The organism is Oceanisphaera litoralis, from assembly GCF_016907015.1.
GTDB lineage: Bacteria > Pseudomonadota > Gammaproteobacteria > Enterobacterales > Aeromonadaceae > Oceanimonas > Oceanimonas litoralis.
In genome coordinates this window covers 1-24,504 of sequence record NZ_JAFBBE010000027.1, presented here as the reverse complement: position 1 = coordinate 24,504, position 24,504 = coordinate 1, and the positions used below count along the sequence as shown (strand labels likewise).

General features: G+C 61.0%; 28 protein-coding genes. 22 read left to right on the top strand and 6 right to left on the bottom strand.

The window, feature by feature from the left end; genetic code table 11:
- The first annotated feature begins 1 nt into the window (after nt 1).
- From rsxC to gloA, 6 genes are read left to right on the top strand one after another with little or no spacing between them, the layout of a single operon-like run.
- Nucleotides 2-2,182: an electron transport complex subunit RsxC gene (gene rsxC / locus HNR62_RS14535; protein ID WP_204796803.1), complete on the top strand. Its 2,181-nt coding sequence runs from the start codon at nt 2-4 to the stop codon at nt 2,180-2,182.
- Nucleotides 2,182-3,231, top strand: a complete 1,050-nt coding sequence (rsxD, locus tag HNR62_RS14530) for an electron transport complex subunit RsxD (protein ID WP_204796802.1) — start codon at nt 2,182-2,184, stop codon at nt 3,229-3,231. Before rsxC ends, rsxD begins: the two co-directional genes overlap by 1 nt.
- Entirely contained in the window at nt 3,231-3,863 is a 633-nt protein-coding gene (gene rsxG, locus HNR62_RS14525) for an electron transport complex subunit RsxG (protein WP_204796801.1), read from the top strand. Before rsxD ends, rsxG begins: the two co-directional genes overlap by 1 nt.
- The gene (locus HNR62_RS14520; RefSeq protein ID WP_204796800.1) at nt 3,860-4,555 is read left to right on the top strand and encodes an electron transport complex subunit E; all 696 of its coding nucleotides are present in this window, start codon (nt 3,860-3,862) and stop codon (nt 4,553-4,555) included. The genes rsxG and HNR62_RS14520 overlap by 4 nt, the downstream gene beginning before the upstream one ends.
- Nucleotides 4,552-5,193 (top strand): endonuclease III, encoded by a 642-nt coding sequence (gene nth / locus HNR62_RS14515; RefSeq protein ID WP_204796799.1) that lies wholly within the window; start codon nt 4,552-4,554, stop codon nt 5,191-5,193. Before HNR62_RS14520 ends, nth begins: the two co-directional genes overlap by 4 nt.
- Before the next feature lie 48 nt (nt 5,194-5,241).
- The gene (gene gloA / locus HNR62_RS14510) at nt 5,242-5,649 is read left to right on the top strand and encodes a lactoylglutathione lyase (protein ID WP_204796798.1); all 408 of its coding nucleotides are present in this window, start codon (nt 5,242-5,244) and stop codon (nt 5,647-5,649) included.
- 39 nt (nt 5,650-5,688) lie between these two features.
- On the opposite strand, the gene HNR62_RS14505 is transcribed toward gloA, so the two are convergent.
- Nucleotides 5,689-6,894 (bottom strand): RNA-guided endonuclease InsQ/TnpB family protein, encoded by a 1,206-nt coding sequence (locus tag HNR62_RS14505; protein WP_239552833.1) that lies wholly within the window; start codon nt 6,892-6,894, stop codon nt 5,689-5,691.
- A gap of 21 nt (nt 6,895-6,915) precedes the next feature.
- Here HNR62_RS14505 and tnpA point away from each other — a divergent pair, with 21 nt between their 5' ends.
- Nucleotides 6,916-7,332 (top strand): IS200/IS605 family transposase, encoded by a 417-nt coding sequence (tnpA, locus tag HNR62_RS14500; protein ID WP_204796796.1) that lies wholly within the window; start codon nt 6,916-6,918, stop codon nt 7,330-7,332.
- 292 nt (nt 7,333-7,624) lie between these two features.
- On the opposite strand, the gene cysB is transcribed toward tnpA, so the two are convergent.
- Nucleotides 7,625-8,599, bottom strand: coding sequence for an HTH-type transcriptional regulator CysB (gene cysB, locus HNR62_RS14495; RefSeq protein ID WP_204796795.1), 975 nt, complete (start codon nt 8,597-8,599; stop codon nt 7,625-7,627).
- 206 nt (nt 8,600-8,805) lie between these two features.
- On the opposite strand from cysB, the gene HNR62_RS14490 reads away from it, so the two are divergent.
- Nucleotides 8,806-9,576 carry a DNA repair ATPase gene (locus HNR62_RS14490; RefSeq protein WP_204796794.1) on the top strand — a complete coding sequence of 257 codons (771 nt, stop codon included), beginning with the start codon at nt 8,806-8,808 and terminating at the stop codon, nt 9,574-9,576.
- A 5-nt stretch (nt 9,577-9,581) separates the two neighbouring features.
- Entirely contained in the window at nt 9,582-10,142 is a 561-nt protein-coding gene (locus tag HNR62_RS14485) for a VOC family protein (RefSeq protein ID WP_204796793.1), read from the top strand.
- 95 nt (nt 10,143-10,237) lie between these two features.
- Here the strand turns inward: HNR62_RS14485 and HNR62_RS14480 are convergent, their stop codons facing one another.
- The gene (locus HNR62_RS14480) at nt 10,238-11,482 is read right to left on the bottom strand and encodes an MFS transporter (RefSeq protein WP_204796792.1); all 1,245 of its coding nucleotides are present in this window, start codon (nt 11,480-11,482) and stop codon (nt 10,238-10,240) included.
- A gap of 89 nt (nt 11,483-11,571) precedes the next feature.
- On the opposite strand from HNR62_RS14480, the gene HNR62_RS14475 reads away from it, so the two are divergent.
- Genes HNR62_RS14475 through HNR62_RS14455 form a run of 5 tightly spaced genes read left to right on the top strand, consistent with a single transcriptional unit; the run spans nt 11,572 to nt 15,538 of the window.
- Entirely contained in the window at nt 11,572-12,480 is a 909-nt protein-coding gene (locus tag HNR62_RS14475) for a LysR family transcriptional regulator (RefSeq protein WP_204796791.1), read from the top strand.
- A gap of 21 nt (nt 12,481-12,501) precedes the next feature.
- A complete protein-coding gene (locus HNR62_RS14470) occupies nt 12,502-13,086 on the top strand; it encodes a DUF2796 domain-containing protein (RefSeq protein WP_204796790.1) in 585 nt (194 codons plus the stop codon).
- 6 nt (nt 13,087-13,092) lie between these two features.
- Nucleotides 13,093-13,779 (top strand): ABC transporter ATP-binding protein, encoded by a 687-nt coding sequence (locus tag HNR62_RS14465; RefSeq protein WP_204796789.1) that lies wholly within the window; start codon nt 13,093-13,095, stop codon nt 13,777-13,779.
- Nucleotides 13,773-15,020 carry an ABC transporter permease gene (locus HNR62_RS14460; protein WP_204796788.1) on the top strand — a complete coding sequence of 416 codons (1,248 nt, stop codon included), beginning with the start codon at nt 13,773-13,775 and terminating at the stop codon, nt 15,018-15,020. Before HNR62_RS14465 ends, HNR62_RS14460 begins: the two co-directional genes overlap by 7 nt.
- A gap of 35 nt (nt 15,021-15,055) precedes the next feature.
- On the top strand, nt 15,056-15,538 hold the full coding sequence (locus HNR62_RS14455; RefSeq protein WP_204796815.1) for a DUF3299 domain-containing protein: 483 nt from the start codon (nt 15,056-15,058) through the stop codon (nt 15,536-15,538).
- 227 nt (nt 15,539-15,765) lie between these two features.
- On the opposite strand, the gene mtnK is transcribed toward HNR62_RS14455, so the two are convergent.
- Nucleotides 15,766-16,968, bottom strand: a complete 1,203-nt coding sequence (gene mtnK, locus HNR62_RS14450; protein WP_204796787.1) for an S-methyl-5-thioribose kinase — start codon at nt 16,966-16,968, stop codon at nt 15,766-15,768.
- 191 nt (nt 16,969-17,159) lie between these two features.
- Here mtnK and HNR62_RS14445 point away from each other — a divergent pair, with 191 nt between their 5' ends.
- The 8 genes from HNR62_RS14445 to HNR62_RS14410 all read left to right on the top strand — a co-directional run bounded on the left by HNR62_RS14445 (nt 17,160) and on the right by HNR62_RS14410 (nt 22,989).
- Nucleotides 17,160-17,750 carry a sigma-70 family RNA polymerase sigma factor gene (locus HNR62_RS14445; protein WP_204796786.1) on the top strand — a complete coding sequence of 197 codons (591 nt, stop codon included), beginning with the start codon at nt 17,160-17,162 and terminating at the stop codon, nt 17,748-17,750.
- A complete protein-coding gene (locus HNR62_RS14440; RefSeq protein WP_204796785.1) occupies nt 17,744-17,962 on the top strand; it encodes an anti-sigma factor family protein in 219 nt (72 codons plus the stop codon). The genes HNR62_RS14445 and HNR62_RS14440 overlap by 7 nt, the downstream gene beginning before the upstream one ends.
- A 10-nt stretch (nt 17,963-17,972) precedes the next feature.
- The gene (gene arsS, locus HNR62_RS14435; protein ID WP_204796784.1) at nt 17,973-18,971 is read left to right on the top strand and encodes an arsenosugar biosynthesis radical SAM (seleno)protein ArsS; all 999 of its coding nucleotides are present in this window, start codon (nt 17,973-17,975) and stop codon (nt 18,969-18,971) included.
- On the top strand, nt 18,968-19,633 hold the full coding sequence (locus tag HNR62_RS14430) for a TIGR04283 family arsenosugar biosynthesis glycosyltransferase (RefSeq protein WP_239552831.1): 666 nt from the start codon (nt 18,968-18,970) through the stop codon (nt 19,631-19,633). The genes arsS and HNR62_RS14430 overlap by 4 nt, the downstream gene beginning before the upstream one ends.
- On the top strand, nt 19,630-20,280 hold the full coding sequence (locus tag HNR62_RS14425; protein WP_204796783.1) for a TIGR04282 family arsenosugar biosynthesis glycosyltransferase: 651 nt from the start codon (nt 19,630-19,632) through the stop codon (nt 20,278-20,280). The genes HNR62_RS14430 and HNR62_RS14425 overlap by 4 nt, the downstream gene beginning before the upstream one ends.
- Nucleotides 20,264-21,055 (top strand): sterol desaturase family protein, encoded by a 792-nt coding sequence (locus tag HNR62_RS14420; protein WP_204796782.1) that lies wholly within the window; start codon nt 20,264-20,266, stop codon nt 21,053-21,055. Before HNR62_RS14425 ends, HNR62_RS14420 begins: the two co-directional genes overlap by 17 nt.
- A 455-nt stretch (nt 21,056-21,510) precedes the next feature.
- Nucleotides 21,511-22,473 (top strand): tRNA-dihydrouridine synthase, encoded by a 963-nt coding sequence (locus HNR62_RS14415; protein ID WP_204796781.1) that lies wholly within the window; start codon nt 21,511-21,513, stop codon nt 22,471-22,473.
- Nucleotides 22,474-22,617: 144 nt separating this feature from the next.
- Complete coding sequence (locus HNR62_RS14410; protein ID WP_204796780.1) at nt 22,618-22,989, top strand: transcriptional regulator, TraR/DksA family protein; 372 nt, start codon at nt 22,618-22,620, stop codon at nt 22,987-22,989.
- Between the two features lie 163 nt (nt 22,990-23,152).
- Here HNR62_RS14410 and HNR62_RS14405 read toward each other — a convergent pair whose 3' ends face one another.
- Together HNR62_RS14405 and HNR62_RS14400 are read right to left on the bottom strand one after the other, a co-directional pair.
- Nucleotides 23,153-24,199 (bottom strand): porin, encoded by a 1,047-nt coding sequence (locus tag HNR62_RS14405; protein WP_204796779.1) that lies wholly within the window; start codon nt 24,197-24,199, stop codon nt 23,153-23,155.
- A gap of 71 nt (nt 24,200-24,270) precedes the next feature.
- A partial coding sequence (locus HNR62_RS14400) for a hypothetical protein (protein WP_204796778.1) occupies nt 24,271-24,504 on the bottom strand: 234 nt, incomplete at its 5' end.

Genomic DNA, 24,504 nt, shown 5'->3' with positions numbered 1-24,504 from the left:
GATGTCGCTGTTACAGGATCTCAACGCAGGCAAGCTGCACGGCTTTCATGGCGGCATTCATCCGCCCGAGCGCAAGGCGCCGGCCAACCTCACGCCCATCAGCCATGCCGGCCTGCCGGAAGAGCTGATTTTGCAGGTGCGCCAGCACATCGGCCAGCCGGCCAGGCTCAGGGTGGAGGTCGGCGAGCGGGTGCTCAGGGGCCAGCCCCTGACCGAGCCACTCAACCCCATGATGATACCGGTACATGCGCCGACGTCCGGCACCATTGTCGCCATCGAAGACAGGCCCCTGTGCCACCCCTCGGGGCTGGACGGCCTGTGCATCGTACTCAAACCCGACGGCGAAGATGAGTGGCGTCCCCGCTATCCGGTGGCCGACTTCCGTTTGCTGGCCCCAGACGTGCTGCTGGAGCGCATTCATGAGGCCGGTATCACGGGGCTCGGCGGCGCCGGTTTTCCGGCCCACGTCAAGCTGACCCCGCGCAAAAAAACCATAGAAGCCCTGATCATCAACGGCGTTGAGTGCGAGCCCTATATCAGCGCCGACGACCGGCTGATGCGCGAACACCCGGCCGAAATACTGCTGGGCGTAGAGATACTGCGCCACATAGTGCAGCCGCAGACCACCATACTGGCGGTGGAAGACAACAAGCCCGAGGCCCTGGCCGCATTGCGCGCCGCCAACCGGGACGAAAACCTGCTGATAGTAGCGGTGCCCACCAAGTACCCGTCCGGCGGTGAAAAACAGCTGATTGAAATTCTTACCGGCCTGCAGGTGCCCCGCAACGGCCTGCCCGCCGACATCGGCATCGTGGTGCAGAACGTGGGCACGGCGTATGCGGTCAAGCAGGCCGTTATCGACGACGAGCCGCTGACGCGCCGGGTGGTCACCCTGGCCGGCGAGGCCTTCTCCGAGCCCGGCAATGCCTGGGTGCATATCGGTACCCCGGTGCGTTATCTGCTGCAACGCTATGGCCTGAACCCCGAACCGGAACAGCGCATCATCATGGGCGGCCCCATGATGGGCTTTACCCTGCACAGCGCCGCCGCGCCCATCATCAAGGGCAGCAACTGCGTGCTGGCGCCAAAGCAGGCCGAGCTGGCACCGCCGGCGGAAGAAATGGCCTGCATTCGCTGCAGCAACTGCGCCGATGCCTGCCCCGCCAGCCTCTTGCCCCAGCAACTGTACTGGTATGCCCGCAGTCAGGATCACGACAAGCTCAACAACCATCATCTGTTCGACTGCATCGAATGCGGCGCCTGTGCCTATGTGTGCCCCAGTAGCATACCCCTGGTGCAGTATTACCGGGTGGCCAAGGCCGATATTCGCCATGCCCAGCGCGAAGCCGAACTGGCCGAGCGTGCCAGGCAACGCTTCGAGGCGCGCCAGCAACGGCTGACCCGCGAAAAAGAAGAACGCCAGGCCCGGCAGGCCAAAGCCGCCGCCGAGCGCAAGGCACGCATGGCCGAACAGGCCGCCGCCGGAGGTGAAGATCCGGTGGCCGCCGCCCTGGCCCGGGTCAAGGCCCGTCAGCAGGAGCAAGGCCCGGACGACATGGCCGCCGCCCGCGCCGCCCGCAAGGAAGAGGCCCGCCGCAACCGCGAGCTGAAACAGGCGCAGGCCGGTAGCTCCAGCGGTGAGCCTGATGCCAACGGCAGCGCCGAGACGGATAAGAAGTCTGCCGTGGCGGCCGCCGTCGCTCGGGCCAAGGCCCGCAAGGCCGCACAGGAAGCGGGAGCCGTGCCCACCGCCGCGCCTCCTGCAGCACAGACCGACAGCGCTGCGACTGGCGACAGTGCGGCAACCGACGACAAAAAAGCGGCCATCAAGGCCGCCCAGGAAGCGGGTGCCGTGCCCACCGCCGCGCCTCCGGCAGAACAGACCGACAGCGCTACGACTGGCGACAGTGCGGCAGCCGACGACAAAAAAGCGGCCATCAAGGCCGCCGTGGCCCGCGCCAAGGCCCGCAAGGCCGAACAGGAAGCGGGTGCCGCGCCCACCGCCGCGCCTCCGGCAGCACAGACCGACAGTGCGGCAACTGGCGTCAGTGCGGCAGCCGACGACAAGAAAGCGGCCATCAAGGCCGCCGTGGCCCGCGCCAAGGCCCGCAAGGCCGAACAGGCCGCCGAGGCCGAGAAGCAGGCGGCATTCACCCCATCCGATCGAGAAGACGAATCCTAATGGCGTTTACCATCAGCAGCTCACCCCATGATCGCGCTCCGCTCGACACCGCCACCCTGATGCGGCGGGTCTGTTACTGCCTGATACCGGGCATTGCCGCCCAGTGCTGGTTTTTCGGCTGGGGCACCCTGATCCAGATTGTGCTGGCGGTGCTCACCGCCTACGGCGCCGAGGCGATGGTACTGGCCCTGCGCGGCCGTCGTTTGAGCCGACTCAGGGATAACTCGGCGTTGCTGACTGCGGTGCTGATCGGCATAGCACTGCCGTCGCTGGCCCCCTGGTGGCTGGTGGTGATCGGCACCGCCTTCGCCATTATCGTGGCCAAGCAGCTTTATGGCGGCATAGGGCAGAACCTGTTCAATCCGGCCATGGTCGCCTATGTGTTGCTGCTGGTGTCGTTTCCGCTGCACATGACCAGCTGGCTGCCGCCGCTGGAACTGCAGCTGTATCCGGTCACCTTTGCCGACAGCCTGTCCGCCATCTTCACCGGCTTTACCCTGGATGGTTTCAGCCCGCACCAGCTGCGCGAACTGGCCGACGGCACCACCATGGCCACCCCGCTCGACACCCTTAAAACCGGCTTTGGTCAGGGCCATACCGGCAGCGAAATACTGGCTGCCCCGGTATTCGGTGGCCTGGCCGGCATCGGCTGGCAGTGGGTCAACCTGGCCTATCTGGCCGGCGGCCTGGTGATGCTGCGTCTCAAACTGATCAGCTGGCCCATTCCGGTGGCCATTATCGGCAGTGTACTGCTGTTCAGTCTGGTTGGCTTCATGGTGGCTCCGGACGGTACCGCCAGCCCCATGATGCACCTGCTGTCGGGTGCCACCATGATCGGTGCCTTCTTTATCGCCACCGATCCGGTGTCGGCCTCCACCACCTTCCGCGGCCGCCTGATCTACGGCGTGCTGATCGGCCTGCTGATATACCTGATCCGCACCTTCGGCGGCTATCCGGATGCGGTGGCTTTCGCGGTGCTGCTGGCCAACATGACGGTGCCGATGATTGATGCACTGACCAAACCCACCACCTACGGAGCGGCCCGCTGATGCTGGGAATGATGCGTAAAAACGGGATCACGCTGGCGCTGTTCGCCCTCGGCTGTACCGCCTTCGTGGCCTTCACCCACAGCCTGACCAGAGACACCATCATGGAGCAGGAGCAGGCCCAGCTGCTGCGGGTGCTGGATGAGCTGCTGCCCGCCGACAGCCACGACGAACCCCTGTTCGATCACTGCGTCATGCTGAGCAGCGAGCCGTTTCTGGGGACCTCCGCTGCCCTGCCCGTGTTTACCGCCATGAAAGACGGCCAGCCGCAAGGCCATGCCATCGAGGCCATCGCGCCCGACGGCTACAGCGGCGAGATCAAGCTGGTGGTGGGCGTGAAGGTAGACGGCACCCTGAGCGGTGTGCGGGTGCTCAACCATAATGAAACCCCGGGCCTGGGTGACAAGATCGAACTGAAAAAGTCCCCCTGGGTGCTCGACTTCAACGGTCAATCGGTACTGGGTGAAGAAGACCCCCGTTGGGCGGTACGCAGCGACGGCGGCCAGTTCGACGCCTTTACCGGCGCCACCATCACCCCCAGAGCCGTGGTCAAGGCGGTGCACAAGGTACTGTTACTGGTTCAGCAGCAGCCCGGTCTGCTGACCAGTGCCCCCCGGTGTGGAGATAGCGTATGAGCGAACAATACAAAGACATCATCCGTCAGGGTCTGTGGACCAATAACCCGGCCCTGGTGCAAATTCTCGGCCTCTGTCCGGTACTGGCGGTCACCAGCACCCTGACCAACGCCATGGGGCTGGGCATCGCCACCATGCTGGTATTGATCGGCTCCAACCTCACCGTTTCTCTGGTGCGCCGGTGGGTACCCAGCGAGGTGCGTATACCCATCTATGTGATGATCATCGCCAGCCTGGTGACCTGCGTACAACTGCTGATGAACGCCTACACCTATGGCCTGTATCAATCGCTGGGCATTTTTATTCCGCTGATCGTCACCAACTGCGTGATCATCGGCCGGGCCGAGGCCTTCGCCTCCAAAACCACGCCGGGGCCGGCGGCGCTGGACGGCCTCATGATGGGTCTGGGCTTCACCGCCGTGCTGCTGGTGCTGGGCGGCCTGCGCGAACTGCTGGGCCAGGGCACCCTGTTCGACGGCGCCGAGCTGCTGCTGGGCGACTGGGCCGCCAGCCTGCGTATCGACGTACTTCATCTGGATAACGGCTTTCTGCTGGCAATACTGCCCCCCGGCGCCTTTATCGGCCTGGGCCTGATGATCGCCGCCAAGAACTGGCTGGACGACCGACTGGCGGCCCGTCGGGCGCCGGCGCCCAAGACCGAAGTTACCCGCGCGCGAGTCACCTCATTATGAACATGGAAAAACGCCGCCAGATTCTGGAACGGCTTCGGGCGGAAAACCCCCACCCCACCACTGAGCTGCATTTTCGCAATCCGTTCGAGCTGTTGATAGCGGTGCTGCTGTCGGCCCAGGCCACGGACGTGAGCGTCAACAAGGCCACGGTCGGCTTGTTTGCCGCCGGTCCTACCCCGGCCGCCATGCAGGCGCTGGGGGTAGAGGGCGTGAAGGAGCACATCAAGACCATAGGCCTGTTCAACACCAAGGCGGTCAATGTCATCAAGACCTGCGCCATACTGCAGCAACAACACGGCGGCCAGGTACCGGAAAACCGGGAAGCGCTGGAAGCCCTGCCCGGCGTGGGCCGCAAAACCGCCAACGTGGTGCTCAACACCGCCTTCGGCTGGCCCACCATAGCGGTGGATACCCATATTTTTCGATTATCGAACCGTACCCGCTTCGCCCCGGGAAAAACCGTGGACGAAGTGGAGCAAAAACTGTTGAAATGGGTACCGGCGGAGTTCAAGCAGGACGTGCACCACTGGTTTATCCTGCACGGTCGCTACACCTGCATCGCCCGCAAGCCCCGCTGCGGATCCTGCGTGATTGAAGATTTATGCGAATACAAAGAAAAACAATATCCCGATGACTGACGGGAAACACCCAACCTCTACATCCACATCACTCTGGGAGTGTTAATCATGCGTATACTGCACACCATGCTGCGCGTCGGCAATCTCGACAAGTCCATCGCCTTCTATACCGATATCATGGGCATGAAACTGCTGCGTACCAGCGAAAACACCGAATATCAGTACACCCTGGCCTTTGTCGGTTACGGTAAAGAAGAAAACGAAGCGGTGCTGGAGCTGACCTACAACTGGGGCACAGAGCAGTATGATCAGGGCAACGCCTATGGCCATATCGCCATCGAAGCCGACGATATCTACGGCATGTGCGAGCAGATCCGTGCCGCCGGCGGCAAGATCAGCCGCGAGCCGGGCCCGGTCAAGGGCGGCACCACCGTCATCGCCTTCGTGGAAGATCCGGACGGCTACAAGATTGAACTGATCGCCAGGGACGACGCCGGCAAGGGCCTGGGGGATTGACATCCTCCTCGGCCTAAAGGCCGAGGATTCCTACTGCGGTTAAACGCTTGCGCTTAACTCACTTCGGTGGGGTCCTGCTGCTGGCGACATTAATGCATCACTCACTTCACAGGCTAACCGGGCGTGTCCCGCCCTTAATACATTGATCGCGCCGACCACATCGGCATTTTCCTCAAATCCACAGGCCACACAGACAAACAGCGCCTGGCTCTGACGGTTATCCGCCGAGATATGCCCACAGCAGGGGCAGGTTCGGCTGGTGTTCTTCGGCGGCACGGCTATCAGGTGCCCGCCTTGCCAGGCCAGCTTGTAGTCGAGCTGGCGGCGGAACTCGAACCAGCCCTGGTCGAGAATGGCCTTGTTCAGACCCGACTTGGCCCGCACGTTGCGCCCCGGCGCCGCTGCCGTCCCTGCCGCTGACCTGGACATGTTCCGTACCTGCAAGTCCTCGATACACACCATCGCGTGGTTTTGGCTGATCGTGGTGGAGCACTTGTGCAGGTAGTCGCGGCGGGCGTGGCCGATACGGGAGTGAATGCGCTGGACACGAGCTTTCGCCTTCTTCCAGTTGCGGCTGAATGTGGTTTTTCGGCTCATCGCCTGCTGCGCTTTGCGCAAGGCGGTTTCGTGCCGCTTGAAGCTGTTGAGTGGGGCGTAGAAGCCGCCATCTGACAAGGTGGCGAAGCGGGCAATACCCATATCAATCCCGATCGCGCCGCCATGGTGGATCGGCACGGCGACCTCCCGTTCGGTCTGGATAGCCGCATACCACTTGCCGTTTGACTGGCTCACGGTGACGTTCTTGATCACCCCGAGCACGTCCCGGCTGTTGCGGTAGCGCACCCAGCCCAACTTGGGCAGGAAGAGGCGACGATTGCCCTGGTCGAGTTTGCAACCTTGTGGATAGCGGAAGCTATCGCCATGCCCCTTCTTTTTGAAGCGTGGGAAATCGGCTCGTTTGGCGAAGAAGTTGGTGTATGCCCGCTCCAGATCTTTAAGCGTTTGCTGCAATGCCTGAGAGGGTGTGTCGGCCAGCCAGGCGGTTGAACCGTCCCGCTTCCATTGGGTCAGTTGCTTGCACAGTTCCGCATAGCCGAGCTTCTTCTCGCCCTGCTCGCGGCGCTCCTGCTGCAACGCCAGTGCCTTGTTGAACACGAAGCGGCATGAGCCAGCGAAACGGCGCATTTGCCGCTGTTGCTGGCCATCTGGCCGAAGTACGTATTTGAAGGCTTGAAGTCGTTGCATGATCACAATATAGTTTGGTCCATGAAAAAACTCAACGACATCAGAACGGGCAGACACTGCGTTTTCTCCATGCATGTTCATTTGGTCTTTGTGGCCAAATATCGCAGGAGAGTATTCGATAAGGCCGCCATCGACCGCCTCAGAGCACTGTTCACCAAGATCTGCGCTGACTTTGAGGCTGAACTGAAAGAGATGGATGGGGAGATTGACCATGTTCACCTGCTGGTGAATTACCCGCCAAAAGTGGCGGTATCGGCGCTGGTGAACAGCTTGAAAGGGGCATCCAGTCGGGTATTGAGAAAAGAGCGGCCGGATATAGCAGCCAAGTTCTACTACAAGGGGGCGTTGTGGTCGCCATCCTACTTTGCGTCAAGCTGCGGTGGGGCTCCGATAGAGATCATCCGCCAGTACATAGAGCAACAACAAACGCCCCATTAACCACGGAACGGCTACGCCGTTCACACCTTATATCCCCGCCATGAATGACGGGGCTTTACGGTGTTTATGGTAAAAGACCGCTTTAAGCTGTAAGCCAGTAAAGGAGCCTTCGGCTCCTTTTTGTATTGCAGTACCCCGCATACCGTTTCGTAGGGTCCAATTTATTGGACCGCAAGGCCCGCGTTTAACGCCGTTGGTCGAATACTCTCTATCTAAATAAGGCGACCCTACAAAAAATCAACACCAGAATATCCACACGAAGCCTCACGCCTCACGGCTCCACCGAAGGTGGTCAGCGTACCGGCAGTTCCACGTCTTCGAACAGCCTGTCGATCTCGTCCGGTAACTTCAGGGCAGTGGCTTTGTCTACCCGCTCGCGGGTGAGATGGGGCGCAAACCGCTCCATGAAGTCGTACATGTAGCTGCGCAGAAAGGTCCCCTTGCGAAAACCTATCTTGGTGGTGCTGGAGGCAAACAGATGGCTGGCGTCTATGGCCACCAGATCATGGTCCTGCACCGGGTCTACCGCCATGCTGGCGAGCACGCCAATGCCGATGCCCAAGCGCACATAGGTCTTGATCACGTCCGCATCGGTAGCGGTAAACACCACCCTGGGCTCGAAGCCGGCCTTGTTAAAGGCAATATCCAGTTCGGAACGGCCGGTAAAGCCAAACACATAGGTCACCAGCGAATAATGGGCAATGTCGGCGATATCCGGCTTGTCGATACCGGCCAGCGGATGATCCTTAGGCACCAGAATACAGCGATTCCAGTGGTAACAGGGCAGCATGATCAGGTCCTGATACAAATGCATCGCTTCGGTGGCGATGGCAAAGTCGGACGAGCCCTTGGCCACCGACTCGCTGATTTGCACCGGCGTACCCTGATGCATGTGCAGCGAGACCTTGGGATAACGCTTGATGAAGCCCTGGATCACGTCCGGCAACGCATAGCGGGCCTGGGTGTGGGTGGTCGATATGTTGAGCGAGCCCTGATCCGGGTGGGTATGCTGGCTGGCCACCGCCTTGATACTCTCGACCTTGCCGAGGATCTCGCTGGAAATACGGATAATATCCTTGCCCGCCGGCGTTACCTGAGTCAGGTGTTTACCACTACGCTCAAACACCTGGATGCCCAGTTCATCTTCCAGCATCCGCACCTGTTTACTGATCCCGGGTTGAGAGGTATACAGGCTCTCGGCGGTGGCGGACACATTCAGATTGTGATTGGCAACTTCAACGATATAGCGCAACTGCTGCAGTTTCATGGCGGCTCAACATTAGGATGACGTAGCTAAATATTATCAGACCCTGTAAAAATATCCTCTTTGTTATGTATTAATAACCAACGGTTATATGTTAATTGTCTGAACTATCACCACTTTTACGGGGTACCCCGGATGGACATTAGCCAAATCCCGGGGACTGGGGTAACATTTCTTCTTTGTTGCCACCATCATCGAGCCGCCGACACATGACGCTGACCCTGATCCTCATAACCATAGGCGCCCTGCTGTTTCTGGTCATTATCTACAATATGCTTCAGCAGTACCGACAAAAGCAGGAAGCAGAAAAACGCGCCTTGTTACTCAAACATAAAAACATCATCAACGAGTGCGAAGAACTGCTGCTGCATGCCGGCCAACTGCCGTTCAGCAAGGCACTGACCCTGACCTTATATCAGCGCATGCTGCACAGCCTGAACATCATGCATCGCCAGGATCCAGCCAATGCTCAGGTGGAATCCCGCAAAGCCAATACCGAGCAACAGCTGCAGCAGGTGCAAGAACATTACCAGATGGAGCAGGCCAGTCTGAAGCCGCCCGAGTCGGATCAACAGGCCATCCATATGCTGAAAATTGTGAAACGGCTACGAGCCCTGCTGCGCATCGAGCACAACAACGGCAAGCTGGGCAACCAGACCTTTATAATAGAAGATCGCCGCCTGGAGCTGGTGCAGCTGAAAATCAACCTCGCCAACCTGGTCAAACGCACCCGTCTTGCCCTTGATAACAAAGACAACCACATGGCCCGCCAGATGCTGGCCAAGGGTCTCGGGGTTCTGGAGCAGGTGCCCGACAAAGACGAGCAACTCAAAGGCATCGAAGAAAATCTGCAATTGCGACTGAACGAGCTGGATCAGGCCCAGAACCGGACCAAGGCAAAACAGGAGCAGAGAGTTCGCGAAGAGGAACAGGAAAAATCCGAACTCGATATGTTGTTTGAACCCAAGAAAAAGTGGTAGCCCCGATGTCGACGCTGAATGAACTGCTGGGCGAACCTTGCCATTTTCTGGCTGAACTGGAACTGGGCCTGCTCGAGCACGGCCTGCCGCCGTCATTAGGTCCCATGGATCATGTCTGTTATCGGGCCGCCGACCGGCAAGAGTACCTGCGGCTGCGCAGCGCCCTGGCACGGTTTGCCGACTGTCTGGTAGAAGGCATGATCGGCAACCGACCCATCATCACCTTTCGGTTGCATCAGCCGCTGACCAGCCCCTTCGGCCCCATTCCCTGTATCGAACTGGCCGCCCCCAAGGCCGGCAAAGCGCATCGGCACGGCCTGGAGCACGGCGAAATCGTGGTCGACAGCCTCGGCCGGTTGCTGGAGAGCTACCCCGATGTGCCCTTCAACACCAAGGGGTTACAGGGCCCGGCCCCGGAGCTGACCCTGGCCCTGCCCCCCTATCAAGTCAAGTTTCATCACCACAGCCTGGCCGACACCATCACCCGCGAAATTGCCCGTAACGAGGTGGTGCCGGTACCCGACGAGTACTGGTCAAAAGACAGCAACAGCAGCGGTAAGCGGTAAGCGGTAAGCGGTAAGCAAAACAGCATTCTCCGTAGGGTCGAATTCATTCGACTGAAGGTGTTATGTATAGGCCTGGCGGTCCGAACAATCGGACCCTACAAAACACTGTTCGTATGCATGTCACCGGACATTATCCGTTCCCGTCGCAGCAGCCGCAGGCTGAGGCCCGCCGTCACCAGCAGTACCAGCATGATGCCCAGCGCCACCCCGGGCAGCCCGGCCCAGCCCCAGAAGGGATACAGGTAAAGCCCGCCCAGGCTGGCGCCCAGATAGTAGAACACCAGGTATAAAGACGACGCCAGGGCCCTGTGCTGCTGCACGCGGCGCCCCACCCAGCTGCTGGCGCAGGCATGGGCCAGAAAGAAGGCGAAACTGTCCACCAGCAGCGCCAGCAGGAGCACCGGCAAACGATCGCTGAGCAGGCCGAGATTGCCGACCGCCATGATGCCGATGGCCCCCAGCAAAGTACGACACAGCCCGAAGCGGTTGATCAGCCAGCCGCTGATGCCGGAAGCAAAGGTACCGGTGAGATAGGTCATAAACAGCAGGCCCAGCGCCGCCGGTGCCATCTGGATGGGGGGCGCCGCCAGATAAAAGGCCACATAGGTGTACTGGTTCAGAAACACCATGAAGTTGAGCCCGCCCACCAGGTACACGGGCCACAGCAAGGGGTTGCGAATATGGCCCAACAGCGCATTCATGCCTCCGCCTTTGCTGGTCGGCACAAAATGCCGGGACGGCGGCAGCCACTTCAGCAGCGGTAGCCACAACAGCAGGCTGAGCGTGCCCAGCACCAGAAAGCTGGTTTGCCAGCCACTCCCCCATGCTCCCCCCCATGTTCCCCCCCATTGTTCGCCCCATTCGGCCAGCAAGCCGCCGAACACCCGCCCGGCGATGCCGCCCAGGGAGTTGGCGGCAATATAGATACCGATGCTGGTCACCAGGGCCCTGGGCGTAAATTCCTCGCCCATATAGGCCACCGCCGTGGCCGGCAGCCCGGCCAGAAAAAAGCCCTGCAGGCCCCGCGCCGTCAGCAACCAGCCAAAGCCCGGCAGCCACGCCATCAGCAGACTCAGTACTATGGCCACCAACAGGCAGCCCAGCATCACCGGTTTGCGCCCCAGCCGGTCGGCGACCCGCGCCCAGAACAGCAGCCCCATGGCCAGACCCAGGGTAGAGATGGACAAGGCCCAGCTGGCCGACAGTGCCGACAGTTCAAAGTCCCGGGCCAGCAGGGGCAACAACGGCTGGGTCAGATACAGGTTGATGAACACCAGCATGGAGCCCAGGCCCAATGCCAGGGTGGCACGCCACCAGAGTGGGGTTTTCAGATCGATCATGGCTTACTCCCGGAGTAGAACCTTGACCTTAATCTCCACCTGCGTATAAATGAAATATATAAAATTTATGAAATAAATAACAAAACCTTATGCTTGAAACCAAATGGCTTCGCCAGTTTGCCGCCGTGGTCCGGGAAGGCAACATTACCCGCGCCGCCGAGCGGCTGCACCTGGCCCAACCCGCCGTGACCATGACCATCAAGAAGCTGGAGCAACAGCTGGGGACCGTCCTGTTCGACCGCCGCCAGGGCCGACTGCAGCTTACCGCCGAAGGTGAGCGGCTCCATCAGCATGCCGAGCGTATCCTCCATGCCCTTACCCTGGCCGAGCAGGACATGGCGGCGCTGCACGATCTCAACAGCGGCGAAGTCTGCATCGGCATACCCAGCATGCTGGGCTCCTTTTATTTCCCGCCATTGCTGATGGCGTTCAAGCATCGGTATCCGGGGCTGTCGATTCGGGTGATAGAGGCCGGCACCCAGGATCTGTTGGCCCGGTTATGTCAGGGTCGGCTGGGCCTTGGCATAGTGCTGACCTCCTCCTTGCCGCCGGGACTAACCGGCCTGCCCCTGCTGCGAGAAGAAATGGTGGCGGTGGTCAATGGCGACCACCCGGCCCGCCAGCAGGCGTCCATCGCCATCGACGACTTTCTCGGTCAGGAGCTGGCGGTGTTTCGCCATGGTTTCTTTCACCGGGAATACATCGACGAGATGGCAAGGCAGACCGGTATCCGCCCCCATATCGGTTTCGAGAGCAACCTGATCCCGCTGCTCAAGGCCGTGGTGCGTCAGGGTTTTGCCATCACCACCTTTCTGCGCCGGGTGATCAGGGACGATGCCGACCTGTTCCCGGTATCGTTTGCCGAGCCCTACTTTCTCGACCTCTGTCTGGCCTGGCCCAACGACCGCCGCCTGTCCCGGGCCGAGCAGGCTTTTATCGACTTTATTCGGACGGAACATCACCTCTTTACAGCACGCCGAGAAGACGTTATAACATAACAAAAAATACCGGAGTCAGTCATGTCCCTTACACCTTTTGCCCTCGTCCTGCCCCTGTTGCCTTTCAGCCTGTTCGCCCAGAGTTTACCCGGCGTACACGAGCACGGCTTCGGCCGCCTCAGCCTGGCGCTGGACCAACAACAACTGGTGCTGGAACTACTGGCGCCGGCGGCCGACATGGTCGGCTTCGAACATGCCCCCGGCAACGATGCCGAGCTGGCCCAGCTGACCGCCGCCCTCAACCGGGTGCAGCAGGCCGAAACCCTGTTCGCCCTGCCCGAGGCCGCCGCCTGCCGGCTTATCGACAGCCGCCTGGTTGAGGAAGACACCCATCATCACCAGATGGAAGAGCACAAGCATGACGAACACGATGAACATGACACACATGGCACGCATGGCACGCATGGCACACATGATGCGCATGGCCATCAGGACGTACTGGTGCAATATCGCTATCATTGCCGGCAGCCCCAGTCGCTGGACCGGCTCTCTACCACCCTGTTCGAGCAATTCCCCAGCCTGACCCGGCTCGAGCTGCAGGGCATAGTGCCTTCCGGCCAGATTGCCACCACCCTTACCCCCGAACAATCCACCTTCAGCTGGTAAGAGCCCATGAGCACACTGATATCGATACGGGATCTTCGCTTCGCCTGGCCCGGCCAGCAAGCCATTCTGCAGATACCGCACTTTGAACTGGCCGCCGGTGAGCGGCTTTTCATCAAGGGCCCCAGTGGCAGCGGCAAGAGCACCCTGCTCGGCCTGCTGGCCGGCATACAGCAGGCCGACAGTGGCGAACTTAGGGTACTGGACCGGGATCTGTCGCGTCTCTCGGGCCGGGCCCGGGATCGCTTTCGGGCTGATCACCTGGGCTATATCTTTCAGCAGTTCAACCTGCTGCCCTTTCTGTCGGTCACCGAAAACGTCACTTCGGCCCTGATTTTCTCCCGCCACAAGCGCCGCCGGTTGCAGGCCTCCGCCACCGCCGAGGCCGAACGACTGCTGAGCGAGCTGCAGTTGCCCCCGGCGCTGTGGTCGCAGCCGGTGCACACCTTGAGCATCGGCCAGCAACAGCGGGTGGCGGCGGCGCGGGCCCTGATTGGCCGCCCCGAGCTGGTGATTGCCGACGAGCCCACCTCGGCACTGGACGCCGACAACCGGGCCGCCTTTATCGAGCTGCTGTTCCGGGAATGCAGCCGCCAGCACAGTACCCTGGTGTTTGTCAGCCATGATGCGGCGCTGGAGCCGCTGTTTTCCCGGGTGGTCTCCCTGTCTGAACTGAACGAGCACGCAAGATGTTGATACTGGCACTGAAAAGTCTCTGGGCCCGGCGGCTCACCGCCGGCCTCACCCTGGCCGCCATCGCCATCAGCGTGATGCTGCTGGTGGGGGTCGAAAAAGTGCGGATAGAGCTCAAAGAGAGTTTCGCCCGCACCCTGTCCGGCACCGATCTCATCGTCGGCGCCCGCACCGGGCAAATCAACCTGCTGCTGTATTCGGTGTTTCGCCTTGGCAACCCCACCAACAACATCAGCTGGGACAGCTATCAGCGCATCAGTAAACAGAAGGGCGTAGCCTGGACCATTCCCATCGCCCTGGGTGACTCGCATCAGGGCTTTCGAGTGCTGGGCACCAATCAGGATTACTTTCGTCATTATGCCTATGGCCGCAACCAGCCGTTGCGGCTGGCCGAGGGCCGTCCCTTCGGCGATACCTTCGAGGCAGTCATCGGCGCCGAAGTGGCGCGCACCCTGGGTTACCGTTTGAATGATCCCCTCATCATCGCCCACGGTGCGGGCAACACCTCGTTCAGCCTGCACGACGATCTGCCCTTTACCCTGGTCGGCATTCTGGCGCCCACCGGCACCCCGGTGGACAAGACGGTGCATGTGCGACTGGACGGTCTGGAGGCCATCCATCTCGGCTGGCAGAGTGGCCGCAAGACTCAAACGCTAACGCCAGAGCTGGCCCGCGCCGCCGATCTCACCCCCGCTTCCATTACCGCCTTTCTGGTGGGCATGAACAACAAGGTGCAGGTGTTCGGGCTGCAGCGGGCCATCAACGGTTACCGGGCCGAGCCGCTGTCGGCCATACTGCCGGGCAGCGCCCTGCACGAGCTGTGGAGCCTGCTCGGCGTCGCCGAAAAAGCCATCGCCTTCATCGCCCTGTTTGTGGTGGTCGCCGGCCTGCTGGGCATGCTGACCACCCTGCTGGCCGGACTCTCGGCCCGGCGCCGGGAGCTGGCCATACTGCGCGCCCTGGGCGCCGGCCCGCGTCACCTGTTCGGCCTGCTGGCGCTGGAGGCCGCTTTGCTCACCGCCCTTGGCGTATTGCTCGGTCTGGCGCTACTATATGGCGTGCTACAACTGCTGGCCCCCCTGGTGCAGGCACAATATGGTCTTTTGCTGTACCCGGGCTGGCCCGAGGCGGGCGAATGGCGTCTTATTGGTCTGACCCTGCTGGCGGGCATGATTATCGGCCTGCTGCCGGCGGCACGGGCTTACGGTTATTCGGTTAACGATGGAATGAGTATCAACCACTAATGAAGTATCACGCACTGATGAAGTATCACGCACTGATGAAAACATTCGCTGCCTGCTTCACCGCCCTGATCTTGCTGGCCTCCCCGGCCTGGGCCGATGACTACAGCTTGCTGGAATGGGACGATCTGATCCCGCTGGAAGAGCAGCTGAACCCGCCGCCTTTTCCCGAAGTGGATCACGATGATGAATTTGCCATTCCCGGCCAGCCCGTCGGCAAGGTGGTACCGAGCCTGAACGGCCGCAAGGTACGGCTGCCCGGCTTTGTGGTGCCGCTGGAAGGCGACAGCAAGCAGGTGACCGCCTTCCTGCTGGTGCCCTACTTCGGCGCCTGTATTCATGTGCCGCCGCCGCCCACCAACCAGATTGTCTACGTGGAGTATCCGGCCGGAGCCCAGGTGGACGATCTCTGGGACGCGGTCTGGGTGACCGGCACCTTGCATACCGTCGGCGCCAGCAATGACATGGGCGACGCCGCCTATTCGCTGCAAGGCACCAGCGTGGAGCCTTACAACATTTAACCGAAAGAAAAACCGGTACAGAAGCCCCACCCTACCCCTCCCCTTGCGTTGCACCCCGCAGCAGTCCTGTAGATTGGGCATTAAAGGGGAGGGAATAAACCAGCGTTGCCTGGAGAGATCGCGGTCTTTTCCCCTCCCCCTGAGCAGCGGGGATACAGGTACAAAAGCCGGCTGTCGCCAGGGGGAGGCTGGGTGGGGGTGCCAAGAAGAGATCGCTTGCTCTTCGGTTAAATCACCCGTTCAAGCAATAACGCCGTGAGTTGTTCTTCATCCAGCTGCTCCGCCTCCAGGATAAGGGTCTGCCCCAGCGCCAGCGCCTGCCGCTGACAGGATGCGCGCCGGGCCGGGTCCTCGATGCCGTCCAGATCCGCCACATGGGCGATGCCGATGGTCCGGCGAACCATCTCGCAGCCCGCGTAACCCAGGGCGTCTTGCCATACCCGTCGCATAAAGGCCTGTACGTACCCCGGCTCGGCCAGGGCCGGATCGGTGCTCTTTGCTGCCAGGGCGATAAAATCGGCCCTGAAGCGCTGCCACAGGGAGCCTATGTCCTCCAGGCGTTGCTGCTGGTAACGCCGACGGTCATCTGCCGGGTGCCGCCCCGGCTGACTGCAGAAATTCAGCAGCAGATTGGCGATAATGACCCCCAGATCGAAGCCCATGGGGCCATAGCCGCCAAATTCGGCGTCGATTACCTTGAGCCGGCCCTCGGCGACCATGACCGAGCCGGTATGCAGATCCCCGTGCAGCAGGGCCTCGCCTCTGGTGCGAAAGTCGTGTTTGAGCCTGGCCACTTTTGTCTTTAATGCTGCATCGGCCCACAGTTGCTCCGCCTCGGCACGGATCAAGGGGTCGACGTTGTTGCGCTCGTGATCCCGAAACGGGTCGACAAAAAAGACGGCTTCGGTAATGGCCATCAGCGCCGGATTGGCAAAACCGGCCTTCGCCGCCTGCTGCGCCTGATAATCGAGATGAAAGGCGCTGCTATGGTAGTGCACCCGGGCCAGATACCGGCCCAGTTGCGCCGCCGCATCGGGAAAGCTCAGATCTGCCAGCTGGGTCTGACGCCATACCCGATGATCGGACAAATCCTCCAGCAGCATCACCGACAGCGCCGGGTCGTGGTGCAACACCGCCACCGTGTGTTCCGGGCAGCATTCGCCATGGCGCAGCAGTATTTCTGCCTCGATGCGGGCCCGATCCCGGGTGAGCGGCCAGGACTCGCCGATGCAGCGAATGTAGGGCAGCGCCTGTTTGACGATAACACCCTGCGGCTCACCCGGTGCCCACACCCGAAACACCTGATTCAGGTTGCCGTCGCCGATTTCCTGGCCCTGCAACGGCCGCTCGGCCGCCAACTCCGCTAACACCTCAACCTCTCGTACATAGGCGATGGCGTCTTCTACCTTGAAAATTCGATACTGGCTCATCAGTCCGCTCCCTGCTGTATTAAGGTTATCTTGCCCTAACTTCATTCCACACTGTAACAAAACCGGCTCTGGCCACGACTAACACCGTGATTTAACGACATGGTTATCACACCACCGACAAGGCTGGCGGTACAACGGTAGTGGCGTTAGCGTCTAGTCTAGGGGAAGGAACCTACAAAAAAAGAGTCATTATGGATCAGAGACATAACCCGGAGCAGCCGTTGCTGTCCGATGCATTGCGCCGCCAGATGCTGCGCTTTGCCACTTTACAGCTGAAAGACGCCGCCCTGGCGGAAGACGCGGTACAGGAGGCCCTGCTAGGCGCCTTCCAGTACGCCGACAGCTTCACCGGCCGCGCCGCCTACAAGAACTGGGTGTTTGCCATTCTCAAGCACAAGATTGTCGATGTGATCCGCAAGAACCAGCGCCTGGTCACCGTCAGCAGCCTGGGAAACAATGACAGCCCGGATCTGGAAGAGCGGCTGTTCAACCGCTTTGGCATGTGGCACAAGGCAGAGCGACCGGTGGAATGGAGCGCCCCCGAAAGCAGCCGGGAAGACGACGAATTCTGGGCCCTGTTCGCGCTGTGTCTGGACAAGCTGCCCCCCAACCAGGGCCGCACCTTCATGATGCGCGAGTTTGTCGGCCTGGAAAGCCCGGAGATCTGTCGCGAGCTGGATTTGACCGTGAGCAACCTCAATGTGCTGCTGTATCGGGCCCGGTTGAGACTGCGCGAATGCCTGGAAGACACCTGGCAACAACAAGGAGACTGCCCATGCTGAGCTGCCACAAAGCCACGCAACTGATGTCCGAGAGCCAAGAGCGCCCGCTGGGTACCGTCGAGAAGCTGTCACTGGCCTTGCACACCATGATGTGCAAGGCCTGTCGCAATTTCGAACGGCAATTACCGGTCATACGATCATTGTCCCGGGCTTACGTTGCCAGACCCGACGATGATACCAGCGACAAGCCGGAAGACGGCCCCACTCGATGAAGGAATCACGATGCGAGATACCCTACCGCTGCTGGATTTGACCGACTTTCCTGCCATACGCCGCCAGGCGCTGGATACCCTGCAGGTAAACCTGGGCTACATGTGCAACATGAAATGCGTGCACTGCCATGTGGCCGCCGGGCCCCACCGCACCGAGATGATGGACGATGCCAATCTGGCGTTAATCCCCCGGGTGCTCAAGGCCCGAAAGCTCACCACCCTGGACCTGACCGGCGGCGCCCCCGAGCTGCACCCGCGCTTTCGCGATCTGGTGGTGGCCGCCCGCCAACTCGGCGTCACCGTCATCGACCGCTGCAACCTCACCATACTGTTCGAGCCGGGGCAGGAAACCCTGGCCGGCTTTCTGGCCGAACAGCAGGTGGACATCGTCGCCTCCCTGCCCTGCTACGAGCTGGACAACGTCGACCGCCAGCGTGGCAAGGGCACCTTCAACAAGAGTATCGCCGCCCTGCAACAGCTGAACCGGCTGGGTTACGGCCGGCCGGACTCGGGGCTGGTGCTGAACCTGGTCTACAACCCCCAGGGGCCGACCCTGCCCCCCGAACAGCAGGGGCTGGAGGCGGCCTATCGCCGCGAGCTGATGGAGCATTTCGACATTCGCTTCAATCACCTGTTCGCCCTGGCCAACATGCCGATCAAACGGTTTGGCGATTACCTGATCACCAAGCGTCAGTTCCACCATTATCTGCGCCTGCTGAAAGACAACTTCTCCGCCGCCAACCTGCCGGGCCTGATGTGCCGCAACCTGGTGAGCGTTGACTGGCAGGGTTACCTGTACGACTGTGACTTCAACCAGCAGCTGGGGCTATGGCTGCCCGGTGCCGGCAACGATGCCGCTAAAGAACCAGGCCAACCTCATCTGCGGGATCTGCTGCAGCGGGATCTGAACGGCCGGCCGGTACGGGTGGCCGAGCACTGCTATGGCTGCACCGCCGGCCAGGGCAGCAGCTGCGGCGGCGCCCTGCACGACGAGCCCTCACCGCCATGAGCCTGTCCATCATCATACCCATGCTGAACGAAGCCGACGCCCTGCCCGACACCCTGAAGGCGCTGCGCCCCTATTCGGCCACTGCCGAGTTGATACTGGTGGACGGCGGCAGCAGCGACGACTCGGTCGCCCTGGCGCACCAGGCCGGTATGCGGGTACTGGCCGCCCCCGCCGGTCGGGCACTTCAAATGAATGCCGGCGCCGCCGCAGCCCGTGGCGATCTGTTGCTGTTTCTGCACGCCGATACCCGATTGCCCGCCAACGCCGACCGGCTGATTGCCGATGCACTGGTCTGCCACCACTGGGGCCGCTTCGATGTGACCATTTGCGGCCGCCACCCCATGTTGGCGGTGATTGCCGGCATGATGAACCTGCGCTCGCGCCTCACCGGCATCGCCACCGGCGATCAGGCCCTCTTCGTGCGCCGCCGCGCCTTCGAGGCGGTGGGCGGCTTTCCCGAGCAACCGCTGATGGAAGACATAGCACTCGGCAAACGGCTGAAGCACCTTGGTCCCCCGGCCTGTCTGCGGCAGAAAGTCATCACCTCGGGCCGACGCTGGGAGCAAAAAGGCCTGTGGCGCACCATGGTGCTGATGTGGCGACTGCGTTTCGCCTACTGGCGCGGCGCCAGCCCCGAGCAACTGGCGAGGGCCTATCGGTGAGCACCCGCATCATCATCTTCGCCAAGGCGCCCCTGCCCGGCCTGGCCAAAACCCGGCTCATTCCCGCCTTGGGCGCCGAGGGTGCCGCCCGCCTGGCCAAACAGATGCTCTCGAGCACCCTGAATGCCGGCCTGGCCGCCAATCTGGGTCCGGTCGAGCTGTGCATGAGCCCCGCCCCCGGCACCCGCGAGTGGCAAGATATACCGCTGCCGCCCGGCATCCAGCTCGGCGATCAGGGCCACGGCGACCTGGGCCGACGCATGGCCGGGGCCAGCCGCCGGGGCCTGCTTAACAACGAACAAGTGCTGCTGACTGGCACCGACTGCCCGCAACTATCCCCCTTGCTGCTGCGCCGGGCCGCCCGGCGACTGGCCAACGCCGAAAGCCTGCTGCACCCCACCGTTGACGGCGGCTATGCCCTGCTCGGCCTGCGCCGCTTTCATGCCAGCCTGTTCGAACACATGCCCTGGAGCACCAACAGGGTCGCCGCAATAACCCAGGAGCGCATCGCCCGGCTGGGCTGGCGTTGCGTACCTGGCGAGCGCCTGCGGGACATCGACGAGCCCAACGACCTGTTCTGGCTGCCATCGGCCTGGGCCGGCGTGCTGCATCGCTCAAAAGAGGGCGGCCATGATATTCGAGCTTGAGCCGCTGATCCGACTGGGTGCTTTTGCCGGCGTCTTGTTGCTGATGATGCTGTGGGAATGGCGGGCTCCCCGCCGACCCCAGCACCTAGGCCGCCTGCGCCGCTGGCCCCATAATCTGCTGCTGGTGGTCATCAACACCCTGCTGCTGCGCTGGTGTTTTCCGCTGGCCGCCGTGGGGGCCGCCTGGCTTGCCGCCGAGCGAGGCTGGGGGCTGTTCAACGCCATCACGCTGCCGGTATGGGCCTGTGTTGTGCTGTCGCTGCTGATACTGGACTTGTTGATTTACCTGCAGCACCGGCTGTTTCATGCGGTGCCCTGGCTGTGGCGACTGCACCGGGTACACCATACGGATCTGGAATTCGATGTCACCACCGGGCTGCGGTTTCATCCGCTCGAAATTCTGCTGTCCATGGTGATCAAGCTGGCGGCGGTCACTTTATTGGGCGCCCCGGCGCTGGCGGTGCTGCTGTTCGAGGTGCTGCTCAACGCCACCGCCATGTTCAACCACGGCAACGTGCTGCTGTCCAAACGGCTGGACCGCCGGCTGCGGCTGGTGCTGGTCACCCCCGACATGCATCGGGTGCATCATTCGGTCATCCCCATCGAAACCGACAGCAACTTCGGCTTCAACCTGCCCTGGTGGGACCGGCTGTTCGGCACCTACCGGGCCCAGCCCCGGGCCGGCCAGCTCGGCATGACCCTGGGGTTGAACCGGTTTCGCAACCCCGCCGAACTGCGCCTGCACCGGCTGCTGTTACAGCCGTTTCGGCGATGATAAAATATAAGGCCTGTCTCGTAGGGTCCAATTTATTGGACCGCCGGACCGGCGCGTAACGCCGGTCTGCTCCCTCCCCTTGGCCTCGATATCATCAGAAGAACAACGGGGCGCAACGCAAGGGGAGGGTTGGGGAGGGGTTACTCTTCAAGGCCATAGCGACACCCCCTCCCCGCCTCCCCCTGGCGAATATCTTCTGTTATGTCTGTGACTCCGCTGCCAAGGGGGAGGGGCAAATTCAGCACTGATGGCAAGCTTGGCGCCGGTTCTATCAATTCTGTGTGTTTGATATTTCCTTCAGTTGCAATGTCTGCAACTGAAGCATTATCTACGAGGCTTTGCTCCCCGGGCCCGGCAGGCTACAATCCCCCGCTTTTCCGACTTTTTACCGACCTTTTTACCTATCTTCCTTTACCGACCTTTTTACCGACTTTTTTTGCTAACCAAGAGTGACTATGCGCCTGATACTGGCCCCGATGGAAGGGGTACTGGACCACCTGATGCGGGATCTGCTGACCCGCATCAACCCTTACGATCTGTGCGTGACCGAGTTTGTGCGCGTGGTCGAGATGCGTCTGCCACCTCGCGTATTCTACCGGCTGTGCCCCGAGCTGCACCGGGGCTGCCGCACCCCCGCCGGTACCCCGGTGCGCATTCAGCTGCTGGGCCAGGAGCCGGACTGGCTGGCGGAAAACGCCGATCAGGCCTGTCGGCTCGGTGCCGAGGGCATCGATCTCAACTTCGGCTGTCCGGCCAAGACCGTGAACAAACACAGAGGGGGCGCCGCCCTGCTCGGCGACAGCGAGCAACTGTATCGCATCGCCAGGGCGGTGCGCGCCGCGGTACCGGCCCACCTGCCGGTGACCGCCAAAATTCGGTTGGGGCTGGCGGAGCGCGACTCTTATCTGGAAAACAGCCTGGCCCTGGCCGAGGGTGGCATCAGCGAGCTGACTGTGCACGCCCGCAGCAAGCAAGACGGCTACCGGCCTCCTGCCTACTGGCCGCTGGTGGCAGACATAAAGCAGGCGCTGTCGATACCGGTGGTGGTCAACGGCGAGATCTGGAACGCCGAACAGGCGAAACTGGCGCAGCAACAAAGCGGCTGCAACGACGTTATGCTGGGCCGGGGCGCCCTGGCGCTGCCCAACCTGGCCGCCACCATCAAGACCGGTGCCGCCCCCATGAGCTGGGCGGCGGTCATCGAACTGCTGCTGGACTATTCGGCGCTGGAGGTCGAGGGCAACAAGGCGATTTATTACCCCAACCGCATCAAGCAATGGCTGAGCTACCTCAAGCTGTATTACCCCCAGGCCCGGGACTTGTTCGGCCACATTCGCACCCTGAAGCACACCGACGACATTCGCCGGGTGCTGGATACGGTGAGGGGTGAAAAAGGGGTCGTGAAAAAGGGGTCGTGAAAAAGGGGTCGGAGTCATTTAATAAATGACTCCGACCCCTTTTTATAACTGACGACTTAAAGCCATGCGGTCTTGATATGCATCATGATGCCAACCAGTGGCCAACCCTATACTGGCGGCCTGTTTCACTCACCGGATGTCATCATGAGCAGCACTATCACCCTGTGCGAACTGGAGCAACGCCTGCTGGCGGAGGCGACACGGCGGCGTCGGGCGCTGTGGCAGGCGTTGCAGACCCTGGACGCCCCTCTGGCCGCCGCGCTGCAGCCATTGCCACCCGACGAATGGGCCGACTACCCAGCCCTGGCCGCCTGGCCCCAGCTGCAACCCCGGATCACCGCGCTCAAACAGGTAGACGCGGCCCTGTGCCAGTGGCAACTGGGCCTTTATGGCCTGTGCAGCGACTGCGAAGCCGTGCTGCCGCGCGAACAGCTATGGCAGGATCCCTGTCGTCAGCGCTGCGACCCGTGCGAGCAGAAGCACAACAAAGCCCAGCACGGCAGTTGGGAGCTGTAACGAAAGGCGTGAGGCGTGAGGCGTGAGGCGTGAGGCGTGAGGCGTGAGGCGTGAGGCGTGAGGCGTGAGGCGTGAGTCAGTAAAATCGTATTCTCTCTTTAAAGCAATAAAAAAGCCGGCTTGCGCCGGCTTTTTTGAGCTTCAATGTTTAGCCAAAGCTAAATTAGAAGTTGTACTGGATACCAACGCCGTACAGGTCGTCTTTAGTGACCACGTCACCAGCGCCATTCAGCATTTCGGAATCGGAGATTACGTACTCGGCATACAGCTTGGCCTTGGAGGTCAGCTTGTACTGAACACCCAGGGTAATGTTGTCGAGACTGTCGTACTTATCGGCACCGACAGCGTCGTATTCTTCCTTGGAGTACTGAGCCAGCACCTTCCAGGCGTCTACGTTATATTCGGCGTGCAGTTCATAGCCTTCGGCTTCGTTCTTGCCACCGCCCAGCACGTCTTTTTCACGCTCGGTGTAGATGGCGGCAAAGTAGAAACCGTCCAGAGAGTAGTTCAGACCCACAATCCAGTTATCCTGATCGAGGCCATCGAGGAAGCTGATTTGCTCGTAGGCGGCCACAACACCCAGACCGAAGGGAGCGGTGTAACCGGCAGAAGCGTTCCAGCGGTTTTCTTCACCATCAGCGTCGTAATCGTCCGCATTGGCGTCGAGCTTGTCGTTATCGTTAAAGGCGTAGCCGGCACGCAGATCCACACCATTAGCGGCGTAGGACAGACGAACCATATCGTCGAGCTTGTCGGTGGTACCCAGCTCTTCACCAAAGGCGGCCTGGCCACCGAATACGTTCAAAATATCGGTATAATCAAGAGCCTGGGCATAGGGGCTGTTGACACGGCCAAAGGTCAGGTCGGTGGTGTCCATAAAGCGGAAACCGGCCCAGGCGTAACGGGAGTCAAACTTGGAATCGTCACTCTTCTCGGCAGCCACCTGCCATTCCAGCTTACCGATCAGGTCAACGTCGTTGTTCAACTGATACTTGACGTTGGCACCCAGACGGGCTTCGCCCTGACCGCCGAAGTTCTCGGCTTCGGAAGTGGCATCTCCATTAACTTCCTGATAGTCCTGGGAGCTGCCTTCAATCTGAATGCGGCCATACAGGTCAACCTGGGCGCCTTCGTCGGAGTAAACGGTCACGGCGCTGGCGGAAGTGGCGAACAGCGCAGGTATGGTCAGTGCAAGAATTGTTTTTTTCATGGTTTTTATATGCCTACTGTAGTTAATCACTAAGTCCTTGTATTTCCCTGTGTTAGCAACGCATCGCGTTACTATGGCTGGCAGACTATCACCGGTTTTTTGGGCTTGCAACAAAACTCCGGGAACTTTTTGTGACAATTAGACTCTGGCGGTAACCAACCATGACCCTGCGCAACCTTTTGTCGAATAACGGTTAAATAACCGTTAAATCCGTCATTCCGCACCTGATTTTCTGATTTCCGGTACTTGACACCGATCCGCCAGTTTGATCTATTACTACTTTTTGGCGGCAGCATCATGGCAAC

Coding starts and splice junctions, on each gene's coding strand:
- mtnK (WP_204796787.1), bottom strand. CDS start 16,968: ATGAGCCAGTATCGAATTTTCAAGGTAGAAGACGCCATCGCCTATGTA.
- HNR62_RS14410 (WP_204796780.1), top strand. CDS start 22,618: ATGAGCAGCACTATCACCCTGTGCGAACTGGAGCAACGCCTGCTGGCG.
- cysB (WP_204796795.1), bottom strand. CDS start 8,599: ATGAAACTGCAGCAGTTGCGCTATATCGTTGAAGTTGCCAATCACAAT.
- HNR62_RS14455 (WP_204796815.1), top strand. CDS start 15,056: ATGAAAACATTCGCTGCCTGCTTCACCGCCCTGATCTTGCTGGCCTCC.
- HNR62_RS14445 (WP_204796786.1), top strand. CDS start 17,160: ATGGATCAGAGACATAACCCGGAGCAGCCGTTGCTGTCCGATGCATTG.
- nth (WP_204796799.1), top strand. CDS start 4,552: ATGAACATGGAAAAACGCCGCCAGATTCTGGAACGGCTTCGGGCGGAA.
- rsxC (WP_204796803.1), top strand. CDS start 2: ATGTCGCTGTTACAGGATCTCAACGCAGGCAAGCTGCACGGCTTTCAT.
- HNR62_RS14505 (WP_239552833.1), bottom strand. CDS start 6,894: ATGCAACGACTTCAAGCCTTCAAATACGTACTTCGGCCAGATGGCCAG.
- gloA (WP_204796798.1), top strand. CDS start 5,242: ATGCGTATACTGCACACCATGCTGCGCGTCGGCAATCTCGACAAGTCC.
- HNR62_RS14405 (WP_204796779.1), bottom strand. CDS start 24,199: ATGAAAAAAACAATTCTTGCACTGACCATACCTGCGCTGTTCGCCACT.
- HNR62_RS14470 (WP_204796790.1), top strand. CDS start 12,502: ATGTCCCTTACACCTTTTGCCCTCGTCCTGCCCCTGTTGCCTTTCAGC.
- HNR62_RS14420 (WP_204796782.1), top strand. CDS start 20,264: ATGATATTCGAGCTTGAGCCGCTGATCCGACTGGGTGCTTTTGCCGGC.
- HNR62_RS14475 (WP_204796791.1), top strand. CDS start 11,572: ATGCTTGAAACCAAATGGCTTCGCCAGTTTGCCGCCGTGGTCCGGGAA.
- rsxD (WP_204796802.1), top strand. CDS start 2,182: ATGGCGTTTACCATCAGCAGCTCACCCCATGATCGCGCTCCGCTCGAC.
- HNR62_RS14440 (WP_204796785.1), top strand. CDS start 17,744: ATGCTGAGCTGCCACAAAGCCACGCAACTGATGTCCGAGAGCCAAGAG.
- rsxG (WP_204796801.1), top strand. CDS start 3,231: ATGCTGGGAATGATGCGTAAAAACGGGATCACGCTGGCGCTGTTCGCC.
- HNR62_RS14480 (WP_204796792.1), bottom strand. CDS start 11,482: ATGATCGATCTGAAAACCCCACTCTGGTGGCGTGCCACCCTGGCATTG.
- HNR62_RS14490 (WP_204796794.1), top strand. CDS start 8,806: ATGACGCTGACCCTGATCCTCATAACCATAGGCGCCCTGCTGTTTCTG.
- HNR62_RS14430 (WP_239552831.1), top strand. CDS start 18,968: ATGAGCCTGTCCATCATCATACCCATGCTGAACGAAGCCGACGCCCTG.
- HNR62_RS14465 (WP_204796789.1), top strand. CDS start 13,093: ATGAGCACACTGATATCGATACGGGATCTTCGCTTCGCCTGGCCCGGC.
- tnpA (WP_204796796.1), top strand. CDS start 6,916: ATGAAAAAACTCAACGACATCAGAACGGGCAGACACTGCGTTTTCTCC.
- HNR62_RS14485 (WP_204796793.1), top strand. CDS start 9,582: ATGTCGACGCTGAATGAACTGCTGGGCGAACCTTGCCATTTTCTGGCT.
- HNR62_RS14460 (WP_204796788.1), top strand. CDS start 13,773: ATGTTGATACTGGCACTGAAAAGTCTCTGGGCCCGGCGGCTCACCGCC.
- HNR62_RS14520 (WP_204796800.1), top strand. CDS start 3,860: ATGAGCGAACAATACAAAGACATCATCCGTCAGGGTCTGTGGACCAAT.
- HNR62_RS14415 (WP_204796781.1), top strand. CDS start 21,511: ATGCGCCTGATACTGGCCCCGATGGAAGGGGTACTGGACCACCTGATG.
- arsS (WP_204796784.1), top strand. CDS start 17,973: ATGCGAGATACCCTACCGCTGCTGGATTTGACCGACTTTCCTGCCATA.